The sequence below is a fragment of the Paraburkholderia sp. BL6669N2 genome (genome assembly GCF_003387275.1).
Taxonomy (GTDB): Bacteria; Pseudomonadota; Gammaproteobacteria; order Burkholderiales; family Burkholderiaceae; genus Paraburkholderia.
The window spans coordinates 612,591-637,540 of the sequence record NZ_QUNA01000002.1; the positions used below are offsets into that span (position 1 = coordinate 612,591).

At 61.1% G+C, this 24,950-nt stretch carries 15 protein-coding genes and 6 pseudogenes; 19 read left to right on the forward strand and 2 right to left on the reverse strand.

Translation table 11 applies throughout. The annotated features are described in order from the left end of the window. Positions 1–47 precede the first annotated feature (47 nt). From B0G80_RS25325 to B0G80_RS25355, 7 genes and pseudogenes are all read left to right on the forward strand, one after another. The gene (locus tag B0G80_RS25325) at positions 48–794 is read left to right on the forward strand and encodes a GntR family transcriptional regulator (protein ID WP_243856382.1); all 747 of its coding nucleotides are present in this window, start codon (positions 48–50) and stop codon (positions 792–794) included. Between the two features lie 123 nt (positions 795–917). Beyond that, a pseudogene (locus B0G80_RS25330) lies at positions 918–2,526 on the forward strand (gamma-glutamyltransferase family protein). 110 nt (positions 2,527–2,636) lie between these two features. Next, positions 2,637–3,926, forward strand: coding sequence for an oxalate/formate MFS antiporter (gene oxlT / locus B0G80_RS25335; protein WP_116120574.1), 1,290 nt, complete (start codon positions 2,637–2,639; stop codon positions 3,924–3,926). Positions 3,927–3,980: 54 nt separating this feature from the next. Then, positions 3,981–4,757: an ABC transporter ATP-binding protein gene (locus B0G80_RS25340; protein WP_116120576.1), complete on the forward strand. Its 777-nt coding sequence runs from the start codon at positions 3,981–3,983 to the stop codon at positions 4,755–4,757. Then, the gene (locus tag B0G80_RS25345) at positions 4,754–5,608 is read left to right on the forward strand and encodes an ABC transporter permease (protein WP_116120578.1); all 855 of its coding nucleotides are present in this window, start codon (positions 4,754–4,756) and stop codon (positions 5,606–5,608) included. The genes B0G80_RS25340 and B0G80_RS25345 overlap by 4 nt, the downstream gene beginning before the upstream one ends. Before the next feature lie 95 nt (positions 5,609–5,703). Continuing rightward, positions 5,704–6,678, forward strand: coding sequence for an ABC transporter substrate-binding protein (locus tag B0G80_RS25350; protein ID WP_116120580.1), 975 nt, complete (start codon positions 5,704–5,706; stop codon positions 6,676–6,678). 20 nt (positions 6,679–6,698) lie between these two features. Further along, a complete protein-coding gene (locus B0G80_RS25355; protein WP_116120582.1) occupies positions 6,699–8,030 on the forward strand; it encodes an amidase in 1,332 nt (443 codons plus the stop codon). A 171-nt stretch (positions 8,031–8,201) separates the two neighbouring features. Here the strand turns inward: B0G80_RS25355 and B0G80_RS25360 are convergent, their stop codons facing one another. After that, on the reverse strand, positions 8,202–8,936 hold the full coding sequence (locus tag B0G80_RS25360; protein WP_116120584.1) for an IS6 family transposase: 735 nt from the start codon (positions 8,934–8,936) through the stop codon (positions 8,202–8,204). 491 nt (positions 8,937–9,427) lie between these two features. Between B0G80_RS25360 and B0G80_RS25365 the strand changes: the two are divergent. From B0G80_RS25365 to B0G80_RS25375, 3 genes and pseudogenes are all read left to right on the forward strand, one after another. Then, positions 9,428–10,172 (forward strand): annotated as a pseudogene (locus B0G80_RS25365) (response regulator). An 88-nt stretch (positions 10,173–10,260) separates the two neighbouring features. Beyond that, positions 10,261–11,214: pseudogene (locus tag B0G80_RS25370) on the forward strand (IS5 family transposase). Positions 11,215–11,910: 696 nt separating this feature from the next. Further along, positions 11,911–12,483, forward strand: a complete 573-nt coding sequence (locus B0G80_RS25375; protein ID WP_116120586.1) for a helix-turn-helix domain-containing protein — start codon at positions 11,911–11,913, stop codon at positions 12,481–12,483. Between the two features lie 214 nt (positions 12,484–12,697). Here B0G80_RS25375 and B0G80_RS25380 read toward each other — a convergent pair. Then, a pseudogene (locus B0G80_RS25380) lies at positions 12,698–13,433 on the reverse strand (IS6 family transposase). Positions 13,434–13,493: 60 nt separating this feature from the next. On the opposite strand from B0G80_RS25380, the pseudogene B0G80_RS47190 reads away from it, so the two are divergent. From B0G80_RS47190 to B0G80_RS25425, 9 genes and pseudogenes are all read left to right on the forward strand, one after another. After that, a pseudogene (locus B0G80_RS47190) lies at positions 13,494–13,695 on the forward strand (LrgB family protein); the annotation flags it as partial. Positions 13,696–14,497: 802 nt separating this feature from the next. Further along, positions 14,498–15,463 carry an ornithine cyclodeaminase family protein gene (locus tag B0G80_RS25390; protein ID WP_116120588.1) on the forward strand — a complete coding sequence of 322 codons (966 nt, stop codon included), beginning with the start codon at positions 14,498–14,500 and terminating at the stop codon, positions 15,461–15,463. Positions 15,464–15,686: 223 nt separating this feature from the next. After that, positions 15,687–16,649, forward strand: coding sequence for a LysR family transcriptional regulator (locus tag B0G80_RS25395; protein ID WP_116120590.1), 963 nt, complete (start codon positions 15,687–15,689; stop codon positions 16,647–16,649). A gap of 176 nt (positions 16,650–16,825) precedes the next feature. After that, entirely contained in the window at positions 16,826–18,370 is a 1,545-nt protein-coding gene (locus B0G80_RS25400) for an APC family permease (protein WP_116120592.1), read from the forward strand. A 57-nt stretch (positions 18,371–18,427) separates the two neighbouring features. Beyond that, the gene (locus tag B0G80_RS25405) at positions 18,428–19,192 is read left to right on the forward strand and encodes an SDR family NAD(P)-dependent oxidoreductase (RefSeq protein WP_116120594.1); all 765 of its coding nucleotides are present in this window, start codon (positions 18,428–18,430) and stop codon (positions 19,190–19,192) included. A gap of 72 nt (positions 19,193–19,264) precedes the next feature. Further along, positions 19,265–20,695, forward strand: a complete 1,431-nt coding sequence (locus tag B0G80_RS25410) for an aldehyde dehydrogenase family protein (protein ID WP_116120596.1) — start codon at positions 19,265–19,267, stop codon at positions 20,693–20,695. A gap of 162 nt (positions 20,696–20,857) precedes the next feature. After that, on the forward strand, positions 20,858–21,943 hold the full coding sequence (locus B0G80_RS25415; RefSeq protein WP_116123709.1) for a DSD1 family PLP-dependent enzyme: 1,086 nt from the start codon (positions 20,858–20,860) through the stop codon (positions 21,941–21,943). A 53-nt stretch (positions 21,944–21,996) separates the two neighbouring features. Next, on the forward strand, positions 21,997–23,175 hold the full coding sequence (locus tag B0G80_RS25420) for a porin (protein WP_116120598.1): 1,179 nt from the start codon (positions 21,997–21,999) through the stop codon (positions 23,173–23,175). Between the two features lie 396 nt (positions 23,176–23,571). Further along, a pseudogene (locus B0G80_RS25425) lies at positions 23,572–24,508 on the forward strand (IS1595 family transposase); the annotation flags it as partial. Positions 24,509–24,950: the final 442 nt, after the last annotated feature.

Sequence of the window (24,950 nt, forward strand, 5' to 3'; positions counted from 1 at the left end):
TCGGACAATAATCTCAGCCCCGACCCTCGCCAACTCAGGTTCCAAGCGTGAACGACATCACCGGCATTCCCCCCTCGCGGGCTGATCATGTGTATATCAGCGTTCGCGAAGATATCTTCGATATGCGCCTGCTGCCCGGCGACCGAGTGACGGAAGGCAGCATCGCCGAGCGCTTCGGCGTGTCCCGCACACCTGCGCGCGAGGCCTTGCAGCGCCTGCAAAGTGACGGCCTGATGCGCGGCTATGTGCGCGGCGGCTGGGAAGTCGTGCCGGTCGATTTCAAGCGCTTCGAAGACCTGTACGAAATGCGCAAGCTGATTGAAACCTTCGCGGTCTCGAAGCTTGCGAGTGCCGAAGGAGAACTCTCCGAAGGCGTCGCACAGATGCTCGGTCAGCTCGAACAAATCTGGAAGATCCGGCGTGCTCATCGTCGGCGTGACGGCCGCGAGATGGTCGCGCTCGACGAGGCATTTCATCACGCCCTCGTGCAGGCCGCCGATAACGCCGAGCTGACCAATGCGATGCAGCGCGTGACCGATCGCATCCGGGTCGTGCGGCGGCTCGATCTCGTGTACGGCGACTGCATCGACGAAACCTACGACGAACATGTGGCGATCCTCGATGCAATCCGTTGTCGCGAAACGGATCGTAGTGTTGCGTTGATCGCGCGCCATATCGAGGGTAGCCGCGTTGCGGTGCGCACCTTGACGGGCGAGCGCCTGCAACGTGCACGCACTGCAATGGGGCCGAACGCGGTCCCCTATGCACCACCCAGGCTGCGGGGCACCAAGTAGCGACATCGCCGCGCGTACCGAGCCGTGCGAAACCTTATCTGGCGCGCATGGGCGGGCGACTCGCGTGCTGGCATGCTTCTCGCATTAATGGCGGGTATGTATACAAGCAAAATCCCCGTCCATATGTCATCTAGTTTTCTGAATCCGACGCGCGGCGCGCGTGGCATGGCCGTCGCGCCGAATGCGCTCGCGGCGCAGAGCGCGTTGGCCATCATGCGGGACGGCGGCAACGCCGTCGAAGCCATGATTGCCGCTGCCGCGACTATCGCAGCCGTCTATCCGCACATGAACAGCATTGGCGGCGACGGCTTCTGGCTAATCTCTCGCCCCGGCGCGGAGCCGGTGGGCATTGAGGCGTGCGGCGCGGCCGCATTGGCCGCCACAATCGACGCGTACCGCTCGCGCGGACACGCGACGATTCCGACGCGCGGCCCGCTGGCCGCGAACACCGTCGCGGGCACCGTGTCCGGCTGGCAACTCGCGCACCGCTGGTCGAGGGACGTGCTCGGCGGCAAGCTGCCCGTCAAGCGTCTTCTCGAAGACGCCATTCACTACGCGAAGTCCGGCGTGCCCGTCACGCGCAGCCAGGCGCAATGCGTCGACAGCCGGCGCGCCGAACTGAGCCCGATCGCCGGTTTCGCGGCTACGTTTCTGCATGACGGCCGTGCGCCTGCAGCGGGCGAGCGCTTTGTCGCACCGCGTCTCGGCGCGACTCTGGAGCGCCTCGCCGAAGCAGGTCTCGACGACTTCTATCGCGGGGATCTCAAGCAGCATCGCGAGCGATCTTCAGTCCGTCGGCTCGCTACTTGCGCTTGCCGATCTCGAACGGCACGAGGCGCGCTTGCGCAAGCCGCTCGCACTGCGACATTCGCTCGGCACGATCTACAACATGCCGCCGCCGACACAGGGTCTCGTGTCGCTGCTGATTCTCGGCATTCTCGACCGCGTGCTGACGAAAGACATGGATCCGCTCGGGCCTGAGTTCGTCCACGCCTGCGTCGAGGCAACCAAGCTTGCTTTCGCGATTCGCGACGCGCACGTCACCGATCCCGATCACATGAAGGTTGATCCCGCCACGCTGCTCGAACCGGCCGCACTCGACGCGATGGCCGCGCGCGTCTCGCCGACGCGAGCCGCGCCTTGGCCGGCCGGTCGCGGACCGGGCGACACCGTATGGCTAGGCGTGACGGATAGCGAGGGCGTGGCGGTCAGCTTCATCCAGAGCATTTATCACGAGTTCGGCAGCGGCATCGTCCTGCCGGGCTCCGGCATCAACTGGCAGAACCGCGGCTGCAGTTTCTCGCTCGACGGGCACGCGCTCAATCCGCTGATGCCGCGGCGCAGGCCATTTCACACACTCAATCCGGCGCTGGCGCGCTTTACCGATGGCCGCACGATGGTGTACGGCAACATGGGCGGAGACGGACAGCCCCAATCGCAAAGCGCCGTGTTTTCCCGCATCGCGAATTTCGGCTGGAACCCGCAGGCGGCGATCGATGCGCCTCGCTGGCTGCTCGGCCGCACATGGGGCCAATCGACCGACACGCTCAAGCTCGAACCACGCTTCGCCGCGCACACGGCAGCAACGCTCAGTGCGTTCGGGCACGAGGTCGAGATGATGGCACCTTACGACGAAGCGATGGGGCACGCCGGCGCAATCGTCCGGCATCCTGATGGATTAATCGAAGCGGGCTACGATCCGCGCAGTGACGGGGCCGCTGCGGGCTGGTAGACACCGCGCGCTTTTTCTCAAACGACTTGCAGTTCCGGGCGCTCAGGCCCGGCGGACGGCGCACGTCTCGCGCATGCCGGCTGGCATGCGCTCAGGAAACGGAGAACACCATGAACACACGCTTGCAACCGACGGCGCCGCGTATCGAGAATGCCTCGACGTCCGCCACGCATAACCGCTGGATTCAACTTGGGCTGGGTCTCGTCTGCATGATGGCGATCTCGAGTCCGCAATACGTCTGGACGTTGATGACCAAACCGCTCGCCGCGAAACTGGGCATCGCGTTGCCTGAACTGCAGGTGACGTTCTCGTTGCTGATCATTCTGCAGACGTTCTTCTCGCCGTTTCAGGGCAAGCTGATCGATCGCTTCGGTCCGCGCACGCTGATTTCGTTCGGCACGGTGATGTCCGGCCTGAGCTGGGTGTTCGCATCGCAGGTCCAGAGTGCGCCGATGCTCTATCTGACCTATGGCGCGATCGGCGGCCTTGGCACGGGCATCGTATATGTCGGTGTTGTCGGGCTAATGGTGCGCTGGTTCCCGGCGCAGCGAGGCTTCGCGGCGGGTGCTGTCGCCGCCGGCTATGGCATGGGCGCGATCGTCACGACGTTTCCGATCGCAGCGTCGTTGCAGGCACGCGGTGTAGAGGCCACGCTGTGGATGTTCGGCATCGCGTTCGCGGTGGTGGGGCTGTTGGCATCGCAGGGCCTGCGTGTGCCGCCCGCGCATGATGCCGCCGGCGGCAATGTGAATGACGTCGGTTCGGCGGTGGCCAATCTGCGCCCGTCACAAACGCTCAGGACGCCGATTTTCTGGCTGATGTTCGCCATGATGACGATGATGTCGACATCCGGTCTGATGGTCACGTCGCAAATGGCCACCTTCGCCGCCGATTTCGGCGTGACCAAAGTGCTCGTGTTCGGCATGGCCGCGCTTCCGCTTGCGCTGACGATCGACCGCTTCACAAACGGGCTCACGCGTCCGCTGTTCGGCTGGGTGTCCGACAAACTCGGCCGCGAAAACACGATGTTCTTCGCGTTCGCCCTGGAAGGCATCGCGATGGCGCTGTGGCTGTTCACGCGCGATAACGCGGTGCTGTTCGTGTTGCTCTCGGGCGTGGTGTTCTTTGGCTGGGGCGAAATCTTCTCGCTGTTCCCGGCGACGCTGACCGACACGTTCGGCACGCGGCATGCCACGGAAAACTATGGCTGGCTCTACATTTCGCAAGGCATCGGCTCGATTTTGGGCGGCCCGCTCGCGGCGCTGATGCATCAGCGCGCGGGTAGCTGGTTGCCGGTGTTCGGCGCAGCGATCACGCTCGACATTGTCACCGCGCTGCTCGCGATTGCGGTACTCAAGCCGATGCGCCGCCGTTTCCTTGCGGTTGCGCAACGTTTTTGAGGGAGCCATTCGCTGGCCCCTCCTTGCTTGACTGTTTGCCATTGAGGAACACCTATGTCCGTTCAACTGGCTTTACGCAATATCCGCAAATCGTTTTCGAACAAGATGCGCTCGGTCGATGTGCTAGGTGGACTCACCTTCGATATTCACGAGCGAGATTTCGTCAGCATCATCGGGCCTTCGGGCTGCGGCAAGACAACTGTCTTCAATATCGTTGCGGGGCTGCTCGAGTCCGATAGCGGCGAGATCGTGTATCGCGGGCAGCCCATTGAAAGCCTGCGCGGCAGGGTTGGCTACATGATGCAGCGGGACCTGCTGCTGCCGTGGCGCACCGTCCTGCAGAATGTGCTGATCGGGCCGGAACTGAAGAAGATGCCGGCGGCGCAAGCACGCGAGATGGCGATGGAGTACCTCAACACATACGGTCTCGCGGGTTTCGAAAATGCGTACCCGCGCATGCTGTCGGGCGGCATGCGTCAGCGCGTGGCGTTGATTCGCACGCTCATCAACGACCCCGACATCATCCTGCTCGACGAGCCGTTCTCGGCACTCGACTATCAGACACGGCTCTATCTTGAAGGTGTGCTGATGGAAGCCGTGGAAACCTTCAACAAGACAGTGGTGCTCGTGACGCACGACATCGACGAAGCCGTAGCGTTGTCGAAACGCGTGGTCGTGCTCGGCGGCCGGCCTTCGCAGGTGAAGAAGATCTACGACATCGACATCGCCGCCCGCACGCCGATCGGCGCGCGCAGCGATCCGAACTTCGCGGGTTACTTCCACGCGTTGTGCGGCGAACTCGATATCCAGACCGAGGTGAGGGCAGCATGACGCAATCCGTTTCGATCGATAAATCGGTGCCGCAACAGCGTGCAGCGAAAGCGCGATCACGGCTCGCGCTGGATAGCGGCTGGGGCCGGGCGCTTTTGCAACTCGTGGCCGTCATTGCGTTCTTTGCGGTATGGGAGGGTGCGGCGCGCGCAGGCTGGGTGTCGAATTTTCTGGTCGGCTCGCCGTCGAAAATCTTCGCAGCGCTGGTGCGCGACATGCAGTCCGGTCAACTCTTCATCGATACCGGCTACACGCTTTTCGAAGCAATTCTCGGCTTCGTGTTCGGCACCGCGGTGGGCTCGGTATGCGGACTCGCGCTCTGGTACTCGCCGTTCGTCGCGCGGCTGACCGAACCGTTCATCGTCGCGATCAACAGCGTGCCGAAGATCGCGTTCGCACCGATCGTGATCCTGTGGTTCGGCACCGGCCTCGTATCGAAGGTCGCGCTCGCGATTTCGCTGACGGCCATCGTCGCGCTGATTGCGGCCTATGAAGCGGCGAAAGACGCCGATCCGGATCTGCAGGCGCTGCTCGTCACGCTCGGCGCCCAGAAGAACGACGTGTTCATGAAGGTGGTGGTGCCGTTCACGCTTCCGTATGTGATCTCGACGTTCCGCATCAACGTCGGATTCGGTCTCGTCGGCGCGGTCGTGGGCGAGTTTATCTCGTCGGAGAAGGGGCTCGGGCACATGATTTTCACCGCGTCGAGCCTGTACGACCTCAACACGGTGTGGGCGGGACTTTTCGTGCTGATGGCGATCGGCTTCGTTCTCTACTTCCTGATCGACACGATCGAACGCAAGCTGCTGCCGTGGCGGCAGGCGTCGAATGCCAGCTCGCTGAAGGTCTGAAGGTCTGAAGGTCTGAAGGTCTGAAGGTCTGAAGGTCTGAAGGTCTGAAGGTATTTCGTATTGTCAAATCTCTTCATTTAATACAGGACGATGGCATGAACGCAAGAAAAGCACTCGCGGCACTGACGACTGCCTTCGCACTCGCTGCCGCATCGGTTTCGATGCCGGCGCTCGCCGCCGACAAGAAAGTCACCATCTCGCAGGCCTTCCAGTCGATGCTCTATCTGCCGCTCTATGTTGCGATCGACGGTGGCTTCTTCGCCAGAGAAGGACTCGACGTCAACAAGCAGACGGCGGGCAGTCCGAGCGCGGCGCTATCGGCGGTGCTCTCGGGAAGCGCCGAATTCTCGCTGCATGGCCCAGAGTGGACGGCTGTCGCAGCCGAGAAGGGCGCGGACGTCGACGTGATTGCGAACGTGGTCAATGGTGCGGCCGTGTGGATTGCCGTTGCGCCCGGTGTGAAATTTAACAGCATCAAGGACGTCAAGGATCAGGTTGTGGTGTCGGGGCAGATGCCGACCACCAGCACGTCACTGTTCTTCAAGCTGTTGAAGGAGAACGGCATGTCGCAAAGCGACGTCAAGTTGATGCAGGTCCCGCTTGGCTCTGAAATCGGGCCGCTGGTGGCCGCACAGGCGAAGATCGCGGTAATGTATGAGCCGGGCCTCGACCAGGCGGTCGCGAAGGGTATGAAAGTCGTGCTCGGCTTTCCGCAGCACTATGGCGAGTACGCATTTTCGTCGATCACGGCCAAACGGAGCGTCGACCCCGATGCCGCCGCGCGTTTCGTAAAGGGCCTGCAGGGGGCGCTGTCGTATATGCAAAGCAATCCTGCTGAAACGGCTGCTATCGCGCGCAAGGAGTTTCCGACGCTCGACCCCGTCGTGGTCGATGCGGCCGTCAAGCGCATGCTAACCGAGGGCGTGTATCCGAAGAGTGTCGACATTACGCCCCAGGCGCTTAAGGTTGCGATGGATACACAGATTGCCCTCGGTAACCTGAAAGCGCAGCCGAAGTACGATGCCTTCATCGTCCACACCTACATTCAGCCGGCGCTCGCCGCCAAATGAACCGGGAATCCAACACTTCCATGACCACGTTCTACGAATCTTCGACCGTGCAGGAAATCCGCGCTGCCGTCGCGTCAGGCGAGGTCGGCGTCGAGCATTACGTTTCCCGCGCGTTCGACGTGGCGAGAGATTCGCAATCCGGATTGCGTGCCTTCTGTTATTTGCCGGATACACCGTCCTTCAACCGTGCGGATCGAGCTGCGCCGCTCGCGGGTGTGCCTGTCGCGGTGAAGGACGTCATCGACACCGCCGACATGCCCACCGAGTTCAACTCGGCCGCGTACAAGGGGCGACGCCCCGAGCACGATGCGTGGGTCGTGGCGCGTCTGCGCGCGGCCGGCGCGTCGATTCTCGGCAAGACTGTGACTACGGAATTCGCATGGCACAATCCTGGGCCGACCGTCAATCCGTGGAACAGCGCGTACACGCCGGGCGGATCGTCGAGCGGATCGGCGGCGGCCGTTGCCGCCGGCATCGTACCGCTTGCGTTCGGCACGCAGACCCAGGGCTCCGTCATCCGGCCCGCGGCGTATTGCGGGATCGTCGGCTTCATGCCCACGTACGGTGCGATTGCGCGCACAGGCGTATTGCCGCTCGCGTGGTCGCTCGACCACGTTGGGCTGTTTGCGAGGCGGGTGGCGGACATCGCGTACACGCTGAAGTTCGTGTCCGGTACGGACGCGCGCGACCCGCATGTTTCGCATATCGCGTTAAAAGCGGATCGGCCTGGGGGGCGGCGGATCGGTGTGTTGAGACGGCAGGTGGGCGGCGCTGTTGAGCCCGCGCAGCAGGCGGCGCTCGACCGGCTTGCGGCCCGCCTGGCACGTGACGGGGCTGAGATCGTCACGGTCGATCTTCCGGCTGAGTTGTTCGAGACGCCGGCCTACGCGCTGCAACTGATGTCGGTGGAAGCGGCGGTCACGCACGGCGATCTGGTCGATCGCACGCCGGAACTCGTCAGTCCTTCGATGCGGGGTCTTATCGAAGAAGGGCGCGCGCTGCACGCTACGATTTATGCGGGGATCAAGGCATTGCAGGTTCCGATGGCGCTGCGCTTTAACGCATGGCTGGCGCTGACGATGGGGCTCGATGCGCTGCTCGTTGCGCCCGCAACGGGCGAGCCGCCGCGTGGACTTGAATTCACCGGCGATGCCTCGTTCTGCGCGCCGTGGACGTATCTAGGTGTACCAGCCGTGACTGTTCCGGTGGGGTTCGGGCCCGCTGGCCTGCCGCTTGGTGCGCAACTTGTGGGCGCCGCGCACGGCGATGCGCAGTTGCTAGCGCTCGCGGAGTGGATCGAGGCGCGCGCGGGGTGGACGGCGGCGGTGGCGGAGCGAGCCGTCGAGATTTAGCGCGGGGAAACGTTGACCTTGTTGTGACGCAACACGGGTTAACTGAACCGCTCCTAGCCTTGCCGATTTGTTTACATACAAATCAGAAACATAGCGGACAGGTAGATGCCTGAAGACCGCTTTGTCAACTTGCCGGTAGCGAGACGAAATGGTGACAGAGGTCATCATTGCTCAGCAAGCATTCGACGGATTCTGGGTGAGGTCGGTGAATTCGTGCCACGCAGCGAATCGAGCCGCGAGGTGTTCGCGATAGAGCGAAGCACGCAGCAGATGCCGCTTGAGCGCGAAATGCTGCCGTATCGGACCGAAACACGAGAGGAATGCCTGCGTGCGTTTGCCGTCGCGAAATCCCCGCATGCGATGCTCGCGTTCGCGGGTAGGTTGGTGGCTGTTCTCCGCTCGGTTGTTCACGCGCGCCGCGGCTTTAACGAACACGTGTTTGACGTTCGCCAATTCGGGAATGTCGGCCTTTGCGGCCGGGTAGCTGCGCAACTGGTCGGTCACAATCTTGCGCGGCGCAGGGCATGAGCGAAGTACGCGGTTGAAGAAACGTTTGGCTGCAGCCTTGTCACGCCGCTTCTGCAACAGGATCTCGAGTTCGGCACCATGCTCATCGACGGCCCGCCACAGCAGGTATGGCTCACCGCGCAGCGTCACGAACATCTCATCGAGATGCCAGGTGCTGCCTGGTTTGCGGCGCGCAACCTTGACGCGATGCGCGAAGTCCGCGCCAAATTTGTCGCACCAGCCGCGAATAGTTTCGTAGCTGACGACAACATCACGCTCGAACAGCAGTTCCTCGGTGTCGCGCAGGCTCAGTTGGAACCGCAAGTACCAGCGCACGGCGCAACTGATGACGACCGCCGGAAAGCTATGACCGTGATATAGCGATTTCGTCTTGTTCATCACGGCATCTTACTCGAGCGCGTCGCCAACATGACAGTTCCGCGCTGGGCGGTAGTGGGCTTCCGCCAGTCAGTGTTGTGGCCAGCACAAACGGTGACATCTTTTGACATATATTTCCAACACATCCACTGCGGAGATTCTTGTATATTCCGTTCGTCGAACCATACGGACCTTCTTGCGGCATGCAGATGCACGAAGGCGTTAGGCGTGAGCGAGTTGCAAGTCCGTTTTCTTGCTAAATGATGCCGGTACGGAACTGTATGACGCACTGGAACTCTCTGGCGTGCAACGTGTCTCCGCAGACATCAAGCGGATTGGTAAGTAGCGCAGGCGCAACCGCAGGCGGGCAGACCGCCCGGCGCAGCCCACTTCGGCGAGATTGTCGCCGCCCACCGTGGTACGCGACGCTTAGCAAAGCTAAGCGGTTCGCCGCGTAGCATCGGAACCAGGAACTAAAAGACAGGCTTTATTAGAGGTGTCTGCTTAATCATATGTCAGATGATTTGCCAACCGGTCGCATCATCGTGCTTGACGAAGATGTTGAAATCCGCAATATGCTGCAACGCTTTCTGACGGCACAAGGTTTCTCGGTGCGCGCGCTGAAGACAGGCATTGAGTTGGACGTATTGATCGAGCGCTACCCGTTCGACCTGTTGATTCTCGATATCATGATGCCAGACGAAGACGGACTGTCCATCTGCCGTCGCTTGCGCGCTCGGAGAGAGACAATCCCCATCCTCATGCTAACAGCGCGTGGCGATCCCGCGGACAAGGTCGTAGGTTTGGAGATCGGCGCCGACGACTATCTCGCCAAACCGTTTCTGCCGAGCGAGCTGATAGCGCGGGTTCGGGCGATGTTACGTCGGCAGCAGTTTCAGGTGCGCCTGCAAAACGTGCGGGGCGAGATGCTGCTTGCAGGCGAGTCGCAATGCTTGCGGTTCGGCGCCTTCAGGCTGGACGTTCGGCGTAGAGAATTGATGTCGGACGAAGCGGGCATCGTCGAGTTCGGCGCAGCTGAAATGCGTCTCCTGTGTGCGCTTGCGGAGACGCCCAACCGTCCTGTCAGCCGCGCAAATCTGATAGAGCGCGCGCGGGTCGCAATATGAGGCCAGCGCCCGCAGCGTTGACGTGCAAGTTCTTCGCTTACGACAGGTGATTGAGACAGAGGCAGCCTCGCCGCGACATATCCGCACAGTGTGGGGCCTTGGCTACATGCTCGTTGCAACCCCAAACTAAAGCGTTAAGGAAGGTCTGCAAAAGTCCTGGCATTGAGGTTCGGGTGAACTATCCTGGGATGAGGGAAGTTAGTTGAGGAGAAGCCTTGATGTCCCAGCTTGGTCTTGGTCTGGATCTCTTAACGAAACGTACGCGCAAGCGGGAATTTCTCGATGAAATGCGGCGTGTGGTGCCGTGGTCGAGGCTGATTGCGCTGATCGAGCCGCACTATCCGACGGGTAAAACCGGACGGCCGCCGTTCCCGATTGCGACGATGCTGCAGATTCATTTCATGCAACAGTAGTTCGGTCTTTCGGACCCTGCGATGGAAGAAGCGCTATATGACGTTCCGCTGTATCGGGACTTCGCGGGGCTGGACGGCGGCATGGCGCGCTTGCCGGACGAGAGCACGATTTTGCGTTTCCGTCACTTGCTCGAGACGCGCGGACTGGCTGCGCAAATGCTGGCGCTGGTTAATGAGATCCTGGTGGAGAAAGGCCTGATGCTCAAGACCCGGTCGGTGGTCGATGCCACGTTGATACCGGCGCCCAGTTCGACGAAGAACGACTCGGGCAAGCGGGACCCGGAGATGCGTCCGACGCAGAAAGGCGGTAACTGGTACCTTGGAATGAAAGCGCACATCGGCGTGGATGCGAAGTCCGGCCTGGTTCACACGGTGATCGGTACGGCGGCCAACGTGCATGACATCACCGAAGCCGAAGCCTTGTTGCACGGGAAAGAAACGGATGTGTACGCTGACGCCGGATATCAGGGTATCGAGAAGCGCTGCGAGACTGACGCAGTTCGCAGGCATATCGCGATGAGAGCCGGCAAGCACAGACAACTGGATCTGGGTGACCGACTGGACAGGATAGACGACGAGATCGAACGCCTGAAGGCAGGCATCCGTGCCAAGGTCGAACACCCGTTCCGCGTCCTCAAGCGTCAGTTTGGTTACACGAAGACCCGGTATAGGGGATGAATGAAAAACACCGCCCAGATCACAACGTTATTTGCTCTGGGCAATTTGTGGATGGCGCGCTGCGCTTTGCGGAAAGCCTGAATACCAGAACGTTGAGGCCGAAAATCTCAGCAAGCCTGGCTTGGCGTGGTGCACGAGTTGGGCAATCAAAGCCCTAACATGCTCTCAATGTTGACACCACGCTGAAACCGAACGGGAGGCACTTCGAAAATGAGTTGTGCAGATCTTCCTTAACTGTTGGACGCTCAAGTGTGACATTCAAGCCGCTTCCTCTGCTTTCCGTGTACACCGCGAGCAAGGCCTCAGACACAGCGTTCACCGGTCTGTCGTGCTGCAACTTCCGTAATCTCAGTGCGCGAGTGAGCCTGGTGACATAGGGCGAGGCGCCAAAGACGCGCTTCGTGAAAATGCACAGCCCCGGATGCGACGTGGCTTCCCCGAGGCGCCTGCCAGTCAGCTTTCCCTTGTTCCAGGGGACCCGGGTGTGTGGGGGGAGTTCACCCGGTTTTGTGGACATCTATCGTTTCGCATAGGAGGTGCCCACTATGGCGAAGCATCGCACGTGTAGCCAGCGGAAGCTGGGGCCCAAATGGTTGAACTGGCCTACGCGGGTCGCAGGCCCGAGCAGCTGGAGAAAGAGTTCGACGCGACGGCCGTAGAACGCAATCAGGTTATCACTTTGCGACATTAAAACTTGATGTGTCGCGTGCGGTATGGCTTGCGCCCGCGTAGCCATCGAACGGAACCCATCAACCTCTGATAAGCGTTTTTCCCGCTATGCCTTCCACTTCTGAAAACAGCAACGCCGACGTTGAAATGGGCGGCAAAATCCGCGCGTTACGGCACAGGTTGGGACGTACTCTCGAACAAACAGCGAAGGCGGCCGGCATTTCAAAGCCGTTCCTGTCGCAGGTGGAGCGAAGTAGGGCGAGTCCTTCGCTCGGGTCGCTTGCTCGCATCGCTGGCGCGCTAGGCGTCAAGGTGCAGTACTTCGTCGACACGCCGAGCGAAGAGCGCTCGGTGCGTCGCAAAAAGGACCTTTGGTTCTTTTCCTTCGGAGATTCAGCCACGCTGTTTGCCCGCATGACGAACCTCTCAGCCGGGCGGAAGCTAGAAGCGATTCTCGTGCGTATGCCGGTGGGGCATGAAGAGTCTGAAGTCCGGACGCATGCCGGTGAGGAATTTCTTTACGTGATGGCAGGCGAAGTGTCGCTGACGCTGGAGGACAAGATATTTGTCCTGCAGGCGGGAGACAGCACGCATTACGCATCGACCGTGCCGCATAAATGGAGGAATGCCGGCGCGAGCGAAGCGGTTGTTGTCTGGGTAGGCACTCCGAGCTTACTTTGAAGCCAGAAGCTCCAACGGTGTTGATCGTGATGTAGCGGGCCTGACACTCGCGGCGAGGGCCACAGGGGCAGAGTCAGGGGACGCTAACTCTTTGACCTGACGGAGGCCGATATAAAGCTCAGTCGAGTAGACGGCACTCGAACAACGGTGTGGTCATGGTGGCTTTGTCAACTTGCCGGTAGCGAGACGAAATGGTGGCAGAGGTCATCATTGCTCAGCAAGCATTCGACGGATTCTGGGTGAGGTCGGTGAATTCGTGCCACGCAGCGAATCGAGCCGCGAGGTGTTTGCGATAGAGCGAAGCACGCAGCAGATGCCGCTTGAGCGCGAAATGCTGCCGTATCGGACCGAAACACGAGAGGAATGCCTGCGTGCGTTTGCCGTCGCGAAATCCCCGCATGCGACGCTCGCGTTCGCGGGTAGGTTGGTGGCTGTTCTCCGCTCGGTTGTTCACGCGCGCCGCGGCTTTAACGAACACGTGTTTGACGTTCGCCAATTCGGGAATGTCGGCCTTTGCGGCCGGGTAGCTGCGCAACTGGTCGGTCACGATCTTGCGCGGCACAGGGCATGAGCGAAGTACGCGGTTGAAGAAACGTTTGGCTGCAGCCTTGTCGCGCCGCTTCTGCAACAGGATCTCGAGTTCGGCACCATGCTCATCGACGGCCCGCCACAGCAGGTATGGCTCACCGCGCAGCGTCACGAACATCTCATCGAGATGCCAGGTGCTGCCTGGTTTGCGGCGCGCAACCTTGACGCGATGCGCGAAGCCCACGCCGAACTTGTCGCACCATCGTGCGGATCGTCTCGTAGCTCACCACCACGCCGCGTTCGAACAGCAATTCCTCAATATCGCGCAGGCTCAGTTGAAAGCGGAAATACTGACGCACCGCGGAACTGATGACTGCGGCGGGAAAGCGGTGACCTTGATAGAGCGAGTTCGTCTTTTTCATCGCGTCATCTTACGCGACCGCCACGGTAACGTGACAACGCCCACTGCCCTGCTCAGATAGACAGGCGCGCCATACAGTACAAATTTCGACGGAGCGAGATTCGTTCACCTCCTGTTGGGTCCGGCCATTGGTGCGCTTGCCGTCCCGCTCCCCCCGACAGACGCCGAAGCCTCGCGGCGCCCTCGTGCCGCTTCTCGCTGGCCTCGAGGCAGGGTTGGTCACGGCTGTTGTTTCAGCGGTGGCGATTGCTATGATGCTGGGCCTGCGGCGAGGACCGTTGCTTCCATCGCGCTTCAAGCTGCCTCACCGAGGGCGACGCCCGAACATTGGCAATGGCCGAAAAGCAATGCTGCAAAATTGCGAATTGAATGGCGGGTTCCTGGCGCGGAGCAGACGCCTGAATGTCTGAACGGCATTGCGAGCGAATGACTCGTCGTGGCCGATAGCGCCAGTTCGATCAACGTTCTATAGAGCGGCCGCTGAAAACTTCAACGACCGCATACCGGCGGTTGCCGTGAATGCGTATTCTCGGCCAGGAGGCGTCATTCGCCCGCGGCGTCGCTCGGACATTCAGACGTCGTTTCCACCCTGGAAGCGGCCATTCAATTCGCGATGGCGTACGTTGCTTGATCGGCCAAAGCTGTCATCCCCCGTTTAACCGGTTGCGCCCGCCGCGAGCGTCCGCTTCCGCGTTTCGTGAACGAGCTCTCTCGACGATGCCAGTCACCAGATTTTCGTACGAGGACATTCGATTTATCCTCTCGGCCATCAGAAACTTGCGAGCTCACGTTGAACCGACGCGGACCGATTCGCGTAACCCCGCGATAACATCGGAATCGGTTGGCGTCCCGTCCTCGGGCACACCATGTTTGCGCCCACATACTGTTGTGCGCTCCGTACGAAAGCCAAGCAGTTACGCGAGATCGCCAAACGGCTCGGCGTATCGCGAAACACGGGTACTCGAGTTCATCCGCAACCGTCTTTGCATGGGTCCAGACCGGATTGGCATTGGTCCACCGGATTTTTTGTCGCTATGTTAGGGGGTTTAATCGTGCGGGGCTTTCATGCTGATCATTCCGGAGCAACTAGCGTCCCAACTCGTGTCCGTGGAAGACGCGATCGCAGCCGTCGGCGAGGTGTTTGCCGCGAGCTACGCTGGCAATGCGCAATCGTATCCTGTCGTGCGCGAACAGACGGGCCATGCCAACGCCGTGTTCGGCGTGAAGGCCGGCTTCGATGCGTCGCTACCGGTACTTGGCCTCAAGGCTGGTGGCTACTGGCCGGGTAATGTAAAAAGGGGGCTGGGCAATCACCAATCTTCGGTACTTCTTTTTGACGCGGACACCGGCCGTGCGATCGCCCTGGTAGGGGCGAACTATCTCACTGGCATTCGCACCGGAGCGGCCAGCGCACTCGCGACGCGTAGCCTCGCGTCCGCGGACTCGTCGATTCTCGGCATCGTTGGCGCCGGCGTCCAGTCGATCCATCAATATCGGGCGACGCGCGCTGTGCGTCCGATCGCGCACGTGTTGGCGTGGGACCCGAACCCGGACAACCTGCGCAGGTTGCGCAACCTGGTCGAAGCGGACGGCCTGCGATTCGATGCCTTGTCGCTCGAACGCGTCGCGCGTGACGCCGACGTGCTGATCACAGTGACGCCGTCGAGCGTGCCGCTTATCCGTCGTGAGTGGATTCGCCCGGGTGTCCACATCAACGCAATGGGAGCGGATACGACGGGCAAACAGGAACTGGAGGTGGAACTCGTGGTGGCAGCCAGCGTCATCGTCGACGACATCCAGCAGGCGGTCTCGATCGGCGAGTGCCAGCATGCGTACGCCTGCGGCTTGCTCAAAGCGGAAAAACTGAACCTCACGCTCGGCGGGGTGGTGAGCGGCACCCAGCAGCGTAGCGCAACCGACGACATCACGATTTTTGACGGAACCGGCATTGCGCTACAGGATCTGGCCGTCGCCGCGCTCGCCTATCGGCGTGCGCTCGAGGCAGGGCTAGGGTTTGCATGCGACTTTTGAGCGCCCCGTCGCGGCGCTGAGGCCCGCGTTTGTGCCCGTTTGCGGTGCGTCGGCTTCGTTCGATGCCGACGAAGGCGCGCGTATGCACCGCGATGGACCGCCAGCGTTTGAGATCTGACGCATTTCACCCGGCACAGTAATTGCTCGCTCTTGTACCTGCCTTCGGCGATCACGGCTTCATCGGCGCAGGCATTTCTTCGAACGGAGCGGTTGATTTCTGTCCATGGAACTGAAGTGGCTTGAAGATTTCCTGACGCTGGCGGCCACGCGTAATTTCTCGCGCACCGCCGAGCTGCGTTTCATGACGCAGCCGGCGTTCAGCCGGCGCGTCAAGATGCTGGAAGAGTGGGTCGGCGTCACGTTGCTCGATCGCAACGCGCAGCCGATTGCGCTGACCCCTGCCGGTGAGCGGTTCCGTGATATAGCCGAGGAGGTGGCCCGGCAGCTCTACCAAGGGCGCGACGAGTTGCGGGCGGCAGCGGAGGGGCTCGCCAGTACGGTCAAGTTTGTCGCGACACACAGCCTTTCGCTGACATTTTTCCCACACTGGATCAGCGCTTCTGAAAAGGCGGGGGAAGTGCTGAAGTTCCGGCTCGATACCGGTCATGCGAACGCGTGTGTGCAGATGATGCTGCAGGGCACGAGCCACTTCATGCTGTGCCACACGCATCCTTCAGTCGATATTGGCCTCGACCCGAAACAGTTTCTGGTCAATCGCGTTGGCTTCGACCGCTTGCTGCCGTTGTCGCGGCGCGGCGCCGACAGTGGGCCGCTCGATTCGCTGGACGGCGCGTCGCCGCATCGCTGCCGGTACCTGGCGTACGCCGAAACGTCCGCCATCGGTCGCGCTGTCGAAAACCTGTTGCGTACTTCGCCCGCAGCCGATCGGCTCGAGCGCGTCTTCGTCTCGCCGCTCGCCGGCGTGTTGAACTCGATGGTGCGCGATGGGCGCGGGCTTGCGTGGCTGCCGCAGAGTCAGGTCGGTCGCGAACTCGAATCCGGCGAACTGGTGCGCGCGGGCTCTTCCGAATGGGACCTCGACGTCGATATCACGCTGTTCCGTCCGCGCGCTCGCTTGCCCAGCAGCGCCGAAGCATTCTGGGAAGCTCTGACGGCCACTTCCGCCATGTATGAGGTTCAGCCGGCAGTGCTGCCTGAGTCGCTGGAAGCGCGGGCCGCTATTTAAATCACCGCAACCGGCATGTCCGGTCGGGCGGTCTCCGTTCGTCCCCTTCCGAATAAGTCACACGCATGCGCCATCGCGCCATGCTAACTCAGCATCGCGTGATCGAATTTCGGCATTGGATTGCAGTTTTGTGACCACCTACGATGCGCTCAAGTTGACCTGACTGGAGCGATTCGATGAATACGAAAGACGTGAACGCGAGTGCAGAGGGCGATGGCCTCAAGCGCAACGCCTTGGGATTGATTAGTGCGATGGGCATGTCCCTCGCGTTTATCTCGCCGACCATCGGCGTGATGTTCATATCGGCGTTGATCGGAGGCAAGGCCGGCGTGTCTTCGCCATTCGTGTTCGTGCTGGGGACCGCGGGCATTGCGTTAATGGCGTTGACGATCGCGGAATTCGCCAAGCGTGTCACGTCGGCGGGCGGCTTCTACAAGTTCATTACGCTTGGGCTGGGGCCCGAAGCTGGTTTTGCAGCCGGGATGCTGATGCTATTCGCGTACGCGCTGCAAAGCCCGATCAACACCAACCTTTTCGGCGGCTTTCTCAGCAACGCACTGCGGAATGACTTCGGCATCACGGTGCCGTGGTGGGCGTTGATGATCGGCGTCGTGGTCCTGGTCGGTATTCTCGCGTGGTATTCGGTCCATGCGTCGATGCAATTCGACGTCGCACTGTTGATTGCCGAAGTCGTGATAGTGGGCGGCCTGTTGATTGTCATCGTGGTCAAGGGCGGCGATGCGGGTCAAGTGCCGGAAAGCTTCTCGCCGATGCACGCTGATCAGGGGTTCGGCGGTATCGGGCAGGCATTCGTCTTTATCGTCATGGCATTTTTCGGCTTCGAATCGTGCCTGACTGTGGCGGAGGAATGTCGTAATCCGCGTCGCAATCTGCCAATCGCGCTGATTGGATCCGTGGTGCTCGCTGGCTTGTGGTTCACGTTCGCGATGTATTCGATCGTGGTCGGCTACGGCTCTGCGCACATGGACAAGCTTGCCAATTCTCAGGAGCCGATCCACGATCTCGCCGTGCGCTACCTTGGGCATATGTACGGCAATCTTGTCGATCTCGCGGCCGTCTCTGCAATCGTCGCTGTCGTGCTTGCCATCCACACCGCCAATTTCCGCGTGTTGTATTCGCTGGGCCGCGATGGGCTGCTTCACAAGGCGCTCGGCCGTACTCATCCGAAGCACAAGACGCCTCACGTTGCGATTATCGTGTACTCGATCCTAACCCTCGTGGTGGGTATTGGCGCAGGGTTCTGGTGGGACCCTATGTCTGCGTTCGGCAATCTCGGCTATCTGTCGTCGCTCGGCATGCTGCCCATCCTGATCCTCACCAACGTCGCATTGCCTGTCTTCATGTGGAAGCGCTATCGCGAGGAATTTTCGCTGGTGCTGCATGTCGCGTTCCCCGTCATCTCTAACGTCATTTTCCTGGCGGCGATCTGGCTGAACATTCATCCGTGGCCTTCCGCGCCGCTGACTGTCTTCCCGTGGGTTGTCGTGGCAGTGATCGTCCTCGCTGCGCTGTGGGGCCGGCAACTCAAGCGTCGCCAATCACCGGCGTTCTATCGCCTGGGCGCAGTGCTCTTCATTGAAGGCGATGCGATTCCGGAAATGGTCGATGTCGAAATCGAATCGCTCGACGGATTGCCGGGCAGATCGGCAACAACAGGTGGCACTGACAAGGCACTTGGCTACGGCAACGAAGCGGCCTGAAATCTTCTTCGCCACGCAGACGTCTCTTCGTGGCTTGTACCAACCAACGTGAGAATTATGATGGGCAGACTGAATGGCAAGAGTGCGCTGATTACCGGCGGCGCGTCGGGCATAGGCAAGGCGATTGCACAATTGTTCGCGCAGGAAGGCGCACATGTCGTGATCACCGACATCAACACAGCGGCGCTCGCCGCAGCGGTAGACGAACTGACGCAATACGGCAAGGTGTCCGGTTGCGCAGGCGACGTGCGTTCGATGACGGATGCCGGCCGCATGGTAGAGCACGCTGTCGAAGAACATGGCGGCCTCGACATTCTCGTGTGTAACGCGGGCATTACCAGTGTGATGCCGATCGAGCAACTATCCGAGGACGAGTGGGACGCGGTCCTGACCACCAACGTCAAGGGCATGTTCACGATGGTCAAGCATGCGGTGCCGAAGATGATCGAGCGCGGCGGCGGCAAAATCGTGACACTCGGCTCGGAGATGGGCATCGTCGCAGTCCCTGAGTCACCGGCATACAACGCCAGCAAGGGCGCGGTAATGATGTTCACAAAATCGATCGCGCTCGACCTGATCCACCACAACATTCGCGTCAACGCGCTGTGTCCTGGCATTACGCGCACACCGCTGCTGCAGGCGGAAGTCGACAACAGCCTCGACCCGGCGAAGACCGCCGCGGCTCAGGCGTCGTGGGCGCCGATCATGCGCGTGGCCGACGCGCGCGAAATCGCCTACGGCGCACTTTTTCTGGCTAGCGACGAAAGCTCGTTCGCGGTCGGTACCGACCTCGTGCTCGACGGCGGTTTTACCGCGCGCTAAGCATCCAATGCATTCCTGCAACGTTTGGTCGCTGATGCGGCGGCCGGCTTGCGCCCCTACAGGAGCTACGCAATGAATCAGACAGCCGCCTTCATCGACGCAGAGTCGATCGAGACACACAATACGGTTGCGGTGCTGGACCCCTCCAGCGGCAGGGAGATCGCCCGGACAGCGGATTGCGGTCCCGATGAGATCGATCGCGCTGTGCGCGCGGCGCGGCGCGCGTCGCTGCAATGGCGCAAGGTTGCGGTTGCCGAGCGTGCGCGCATCCTGCGGCGCATCGCCGAACTGATCAAACGCGACGAGGCGGATCTCGCGCATCTCGAAGCGTTGCAAACCGGCAAGCCATTGAAGCAGGCGCGACGCGACGCGGAACTCACGGCCCGGTATTTCGACTTCTACGCCAGTGCGGTGGAAACACACTACGGCTCATCAATCCCGCTGAATGCGGACGTGATGATCTTCACGGAATGGGTGCCGCACGGCGTCACGGCGCACGTGATCCCGTGGAATTACCCGATGCAGATCTTCGCACGCACGATTGCGCCGGCGCTCGCGATGGGCAATTGCTGCGTGTTGAAGCCCGCCGAAGAGGCGCCGTTGACCGCCGTGCGTCTCGCGGCGCTCGCATTCGAAGCAGGTCTGCCCGCCGGCGCTCTCAACGTCGTGACCGGGTATGGTGAGACCGCGGGCGCGGCACTGACGGGGCATGGCGATATCGACCACATCTCATTCACTGGCTCGGTCGAAGTGGGTCGCATCATCGCTCACGCGGCGGCCAACCGCGTGATCCCGGCGACGATGGAGCTGGGTGGCAAGTCGCCGAATATCGTGTTCGCCGATGCGGACCTGGAACGCACGGTGCCGGGTGTGATCAACGCGATCCTTCAAAATGCAGGTCAGACGTGCTCGGCCGGTTCGCGGCTGCTGGTCCATGAGAGCCTGCACGACGCGTTGGTGGCGCGCATTGCGCAGGCCTTCGCCAACGTGGAGATCGGGCCCGCACTGAGCGACCCGGCACTGGGTCCGCTGATTTCGAAGATCCAGCGCGGACGCGTCATGTCGTTCGTCGAACGGGCTCGCAGTCACGGCGCAAAAATCGTTGTCGGCGGCGATGCGCTCAATGGCGGTGCACTCGGTGACGGCTTTTTCTTCCAGCCGACGCTGATCGACGACGTCGATCCGTTCAGCGCGATCGGTCAGGAAGAAGTATTCGGGCCGGTGCTGGCCGTCACGCCGTTCCGCGATATTGATGAAGCGGTGCGCCTCGCGAATGGTACCGACTACGGTCTTGTCGCCGGCGTATGGACGCGCGACATTGGCACTGCGCATCGGATGATCCGGGAAGTGCTGGCTGGCCAGGTATTCGTCAATACGTACGGTGCGTCCGGCGGCGTCGAGTTGCCGTTCGGCGGCTTCAAGCGCTCGGGCTACGGCCGCGAAAAAGGCGCGGAGGGGCTGCGCAGCTTCGCACAGGTCAAGACCGGCGTTGTCGCGCTGTGAGAGCGTTCACTTCTTTCTAAATTCCAATTCATGACCAGCATCATGCCAGCACCGCGCTTGCGCGGTGAGCCGAACATCGTCGGCGATTCGCAAGACCTTCCTGCTTCTACCCGATCAATCGAACATTTGGCCACGCCCGCGCTGCTGCTCGACGAAAGCCGGATGGCCCGCAATATCGCCCGTCTGCGGGGAGGGCTCGTGGAGCTAGGTGTCAATCTGCGTCCGCACCTGAAAACGGCGAAGTCGCTCGAAGTTGCGCACCGCGTCATGGATGGCCCAACCGGCCCCGCGACGGTATCGACGTTGCGTGAGGCCGAGCAATTCGCGGAGGGCGGCGTACGGGACATCCTATATGCCGTCGGTATCGCGCCGGGCAAGCTCCAGCGCGTGACCACATTGCGTCGACGCGGGGTCGATTTGTCTGTGGTGGTCGACAGCCTGGATGCCGCCCACGCGGTCGCGAAGCAGTCACGCATCAGTCGCGATCCCATTCCCACGCTGATCGAGATCGACTCGGACGGTCATCGAGCTGGCGTAAGCCGCGAGGCGGCTGGGCAACTGGTGGCTATCGGTCGTGTGTTGCATGAGGGCGGCGCACTATTGCGCGGCGTGATGACCCACGCGGGCGAATCATACGCATGTGACACCGTCGAAGCGATCAGCGCGATGGCCGAGCGCGAACGTGCGGAAGCGGTTGCGTGTGCGGCCGTGTTGCGGGATGCGGGTCTCCCCGCACCGGTGGTGAGCGTGGGGTCGACGCCGACGGCTCACTTCGCGCGCGATCTGAGCGGTGTGACGGAAGTGCGTGCCGGAGTGTTCGTGTTCTTCGATCTCGTGATGGCGGGGCTGAACGTGTGCACTGTCGATGACATCGCGCTCAGCGTCCTCGCGACGGTGATCGGTCATCAGCCCGACAAAGGCTGGATTCTGGTCGATGCTGGCTGGATGGCGATGTCGCGCGATCGCGGCACGGCGTCGCAGAAGCTCGATCAGGGCTACGGCGTCGTCTGCGATGTCGATGGCGTGCCGTACCCGGACCTGATCATGGCCCAGGCGAATCAGGAGCAGGGCATTCTCGCGTTGCGCAGCGGGAGCGCCGCGCAGTTGCCGATGCTGCCGATTGGCTCACTGGTGCGCATTCTGCCCAATCACGCGTGCCCGACCGCCGCCCAGCACGATCACTACACGGTCATACAGACTGGATCGCGCGAGATTCTCGATCAATGGTCGAGATTCCGGGGATGGTGAAGACGCAGTCGCATTTAGCAATTGCAGTTTCAATTCAACGGGGAAAGGATTAGATGAAGACAAAAGTCCTGGCAGCGCTAGCGTGCGGTGCGCTGGCCAGTGCCGCACAGGCGCAAAGCAGCGTGACGCTATACGGCGCGCTTGATACCGCCATCGGCTACGTGAGCAATCAGCCGAAAACGAATGGCGACTCGGGCAGCGCGTTCCAGATGATAAACGGAACGCTGAGTGCCAACTCTTGGGGCTTGAAGGGCACAGAAGATCTGGGCGGCGGACTCTCGGCGGTCTTTAGGCTCGAAAACGGATTCGTTCTCAGCAACGGTGCGCTGAACAACAATGGGCGGGAATTCGGCCGTATCGCGACCGTCGGCCTGGCGAGCGTTCCACTCGGCACCGTCACGCTCGGCCGGCAATTCGATCCACTCGCTGACCTTGTCGAACCGCTGACCGAGGACGCGATCTTCGGTTCGGCGTTCGCGACCCCGGGCGATCTCGACAACTACGACGAAAGTCTCGGCGTCAATAGTGCAGCGAAGTATGTGAGCCCGAGTTATGCGGGATTCCAGTGGGAAGGGATGTACGCGCTCGGCGGGGTCGCGGGCAGTGTGTCGAGCGGTCAGACTTATGCGCTTGCTGCTGCGTATGGGAACGGTCCGGTGAATTTTGCCGCCGGGTACTTTCACGCGAACTTCGCAAACGATTTCGTGTTGACCAGCAGCGGCGTGTCGCTTGCTCCGGGCGTCACCGCACCGACGACCGACAACCCCTATTTTTCGAGTATCAATCGCGGACTGTTTTCGGCGAAGTCCTTGAGCATGATTCGCGCGGCCGCGAGTTATCAACTCGGTTTGTTCCAGTTCGGCGCGGCGTACAGCAATGTCGCATACGGCGAAGGATCGCTGTCGGCCAATACCCACTTTAATAACGCTACGCTCTATGTAAACTACAAACCAGTTCCCGCAACGACACTGGGCGTCGGTTACAACTTCACCAAGGGCGACGGTGGTGCGCAAACCGACGCGACCTACAATCAGTTGAGCTTGGGTGCCGACTACGCCTTCACCAAACGTACTGACCTGTATGCGCTCGCCGCATACCAGAAGGCATCAGGTCGAACGGCCGATGGCGCAGGGGGCAGTATCGCGGCTACGGCATCGATCGGCTCCTATGGCATCGATTCAGCCAAGAATTCGGAGACCATGGTGCTGCTCGGCGTGCGGCATCAGTTCTAAAACGCAGCGCTGGCGGGCGAACGTACTGTCAACCTGGTGACCTGCGGCCGAACGGCAGACTCGGCGTGCGAGGATGCACGAACTGACGGGACGATCCGCCCCTGCGTCGGCATGCAAGTTGCCTCCTCCCACGCCTCGAAAGCCTGCTATCCGCATCTCGTTGTTGTTGCGCGCTTGTGTTGTAGCGGCAATGCATGAACAGGTTGGCCACCTGATCGTGCACAGAAGCGAATGGTTGCCGCCGACGCGCCGTCTTGATCGCCGCCCCGACGCAGTGAAGCTGCGAGGACGCCCCATCGAACATGTTCTCGGAACGCTGAATAGCATCGAAGTGGACATTGGGATAAGGCCGCTTTGGCGGCGTCCATTTAACCGGAGCCGTCACATACTACCGACATGGAGATCCCAATCGCAGGCATTGACTACCCTCGTTCCTTCGGCGAGTTCCAGGCGTGGTTTCAGTCCGACGCTGCCTGCCTGGACTAACTGGAGTGGCTGCGCTGGCCGTTCGGGTTTATCTGTCCGGAATGCGGCCACGCTGGCGGATGGCGGTTGAAAGACGGGAGGTTCATGTGTGCAGACTGCGGCAACCGAACATCGGTGACGGCAGGCAACATTTTCGACCGAACCCGAACGCCATTTACAGTTTGGTTTTGCAGCTTGCTGGAACTTCGCCTGCGGCAGAGACGGAATCTTGGCCCTGAGTTTGAAGCGGGCCCTGCAGATCGGCTCGTACCAGACGGCTGCTGCATCGGCTGCGATCCGCATTGATACGTCCCGATCGGGAACTGCTGCGCGGTCGGGTAGAGGTGGATGAAACATACATCGGCGGTGTCGAGCCGGGATTGACCGGAGGGCGCGCCCACGGCAAGAAGATACTGACGTGTATTGCAGTCGAAGTTCTTCAGCCCAAGGGGTTTGGCCGCTGCCGTATAGCGCCCGTCGCGGACGCCTCGGCAGAGTCACTGCAGGCTTTCGTGTCGGCAAACGTCTAGCCAGGAGCAACGGTGATCACCGACGCCCGGCAGAGCTACCGAGGATTGAAGGAGAAAGGCTACATCCATGAGCGTCGCAGTTAGCGGACCGCCAGCGCGCGTGGAGAAGACCCGGGGGCGCTGCTGCCGGGCGTGCATCGAATCGCGTCCTTGGCAAAGCGCTGGCTGCTCGGAACACACCAGGGGCGGTGGACGCCGCTCACTCGCCCAGTTACCTCAATGAATTCGTGTTCCGCTTCAACCGCCGACATTCATGTAGCCGAGGACTGTTGTTTTACAGGGTATTGGAACTCGCCGTCGCCCATGATCCCGGGCGCTACCAGGACTTGGTACGCAAGAAAAGCCCCAAGACCATGGGGACCCACGCCTCCGAGGAAACCCGGCATCCTCCCAGTCTTGAGCGCCCTCGACAGAACCGGCCGTGGAGACAACATGACTTCGGTTAAATGGACACGCCAAAGGCCGCTATTGGAAAACCCTGAACGGCACGTATGGCCGAACTCTGATCTTCTAGTGCGACTAAACGACCGACCGTTGTAACTTGAAAGCTGTCCAATATGTTGCACTGGGACGACCGACCGCAGTGGGTCGACAAGACTCATTCGCCAATAACGAATGCTGACATTCACCGGTACCGGGTCGCGAATGTCGGCTATCGTCACTCCCGACCAGACGGAGAAGCCGTATACGCAAGGGTCCCCGCGAGCGATTGACGATCGAGTGGGTATTGTGGATGGGTCTGCCACACCGCATGTTGGCTCTTCGTTTGCAATCACGGGC

Coding starts and splice junctions, on each gene's coding strand:
- B0G80_RS25360 (WP_116120584.1), bottom strand. CDS start 8,936: ATGAACAAGACGAAATCGCTATATCACGGTCATAGCTTTCCGGCGGTC.
- B0G80_RS25345 (WP_116120578.1), top strand. CDS start 4,754: ATGACGCAATCCGTTTCGATCGATAAATCGGTGCCGCAACAGCGTGCA.
- B0G80_RS25395 (WP_116120590.1), top strand. CDS start 15,687: ATGGAACTGAAGTGGCTTGAAGATTTCCTGACGCTGGCGGCCACGCGT.
- B0G80_RS25375 (WP_116120586.1), top strand. CDS start 11,911: ATGCCTTCCACTTCTGAAAACAGCAACGCCGACGTTGAAATGGGCGGC.
- B0G80_RS25420 (WP_116120598.1), top strand. CDS start 21,997: ATGAAGACAAAAGTCCTGGCAGCGCTAGCGTGCGGTGCGCTGGCCAGT.
- oxlT (WP_116120574.1), top strand. CDS start 2,637: ATGAACACACGCTTGCAACCGACGGCGCCGCGTATCGAGAATGCCTCG.
- B0G80_RS25415 (WP_116123709.1), top strand. CDS start 20,858: ATGGCCCGCAATATCGCCCGTCTGCGGGGAGGGCTCGTGGAGCTAGGT.
- B0G80_RS25350 (WP_116120580.1), top strand. CDS start 5,704: ATGAACGCAAGAAAAGCACTCGCGGCACTGACGACTGCCTTCGCACTC.
- B0G80_RS25340 (WP_116120576.1), top strand. CDS start 3,981: ATGTCCGTTCAACTGGCTTTACGCAATATCCGCAAATCGTTTTCGAAC.
- B0G80_RS25355 (WP_116120582.1), top strand. CDS start 6,699: ATGACCACGTTCTACGAATCTTCGACCGTGCAGGAAATCCGCGCTGCC.
- B0G80_RS25405 (WP_116120594.1), top strand. CDS start 18,428: ATGATGGGCAGACTGAATGGCAAGAGTGCGCTGATTACCGGCGGCGCG.
- B0G80_RS25410 (WP_116120596.1), top strand. CDS start 19,265: ATGAATCAGACAGCCGCCTTCATCGACGCAGAGTCGATCGAGACACAC.
- B0G80_RS25390 (WP_116120588.1), top strand. CDS start 14,498: ATGCTGATCATTCCGGAGCAACTAGCGTCCCAACTCGTGTCCGTGGAA.
- B0G80_RS25400 (WP_116120592.1), top strand. CDS start 16,826: ATGAATACGAAAGACGTGAACGCGAGTGCAGAGGGCGATGGCCTCAAG.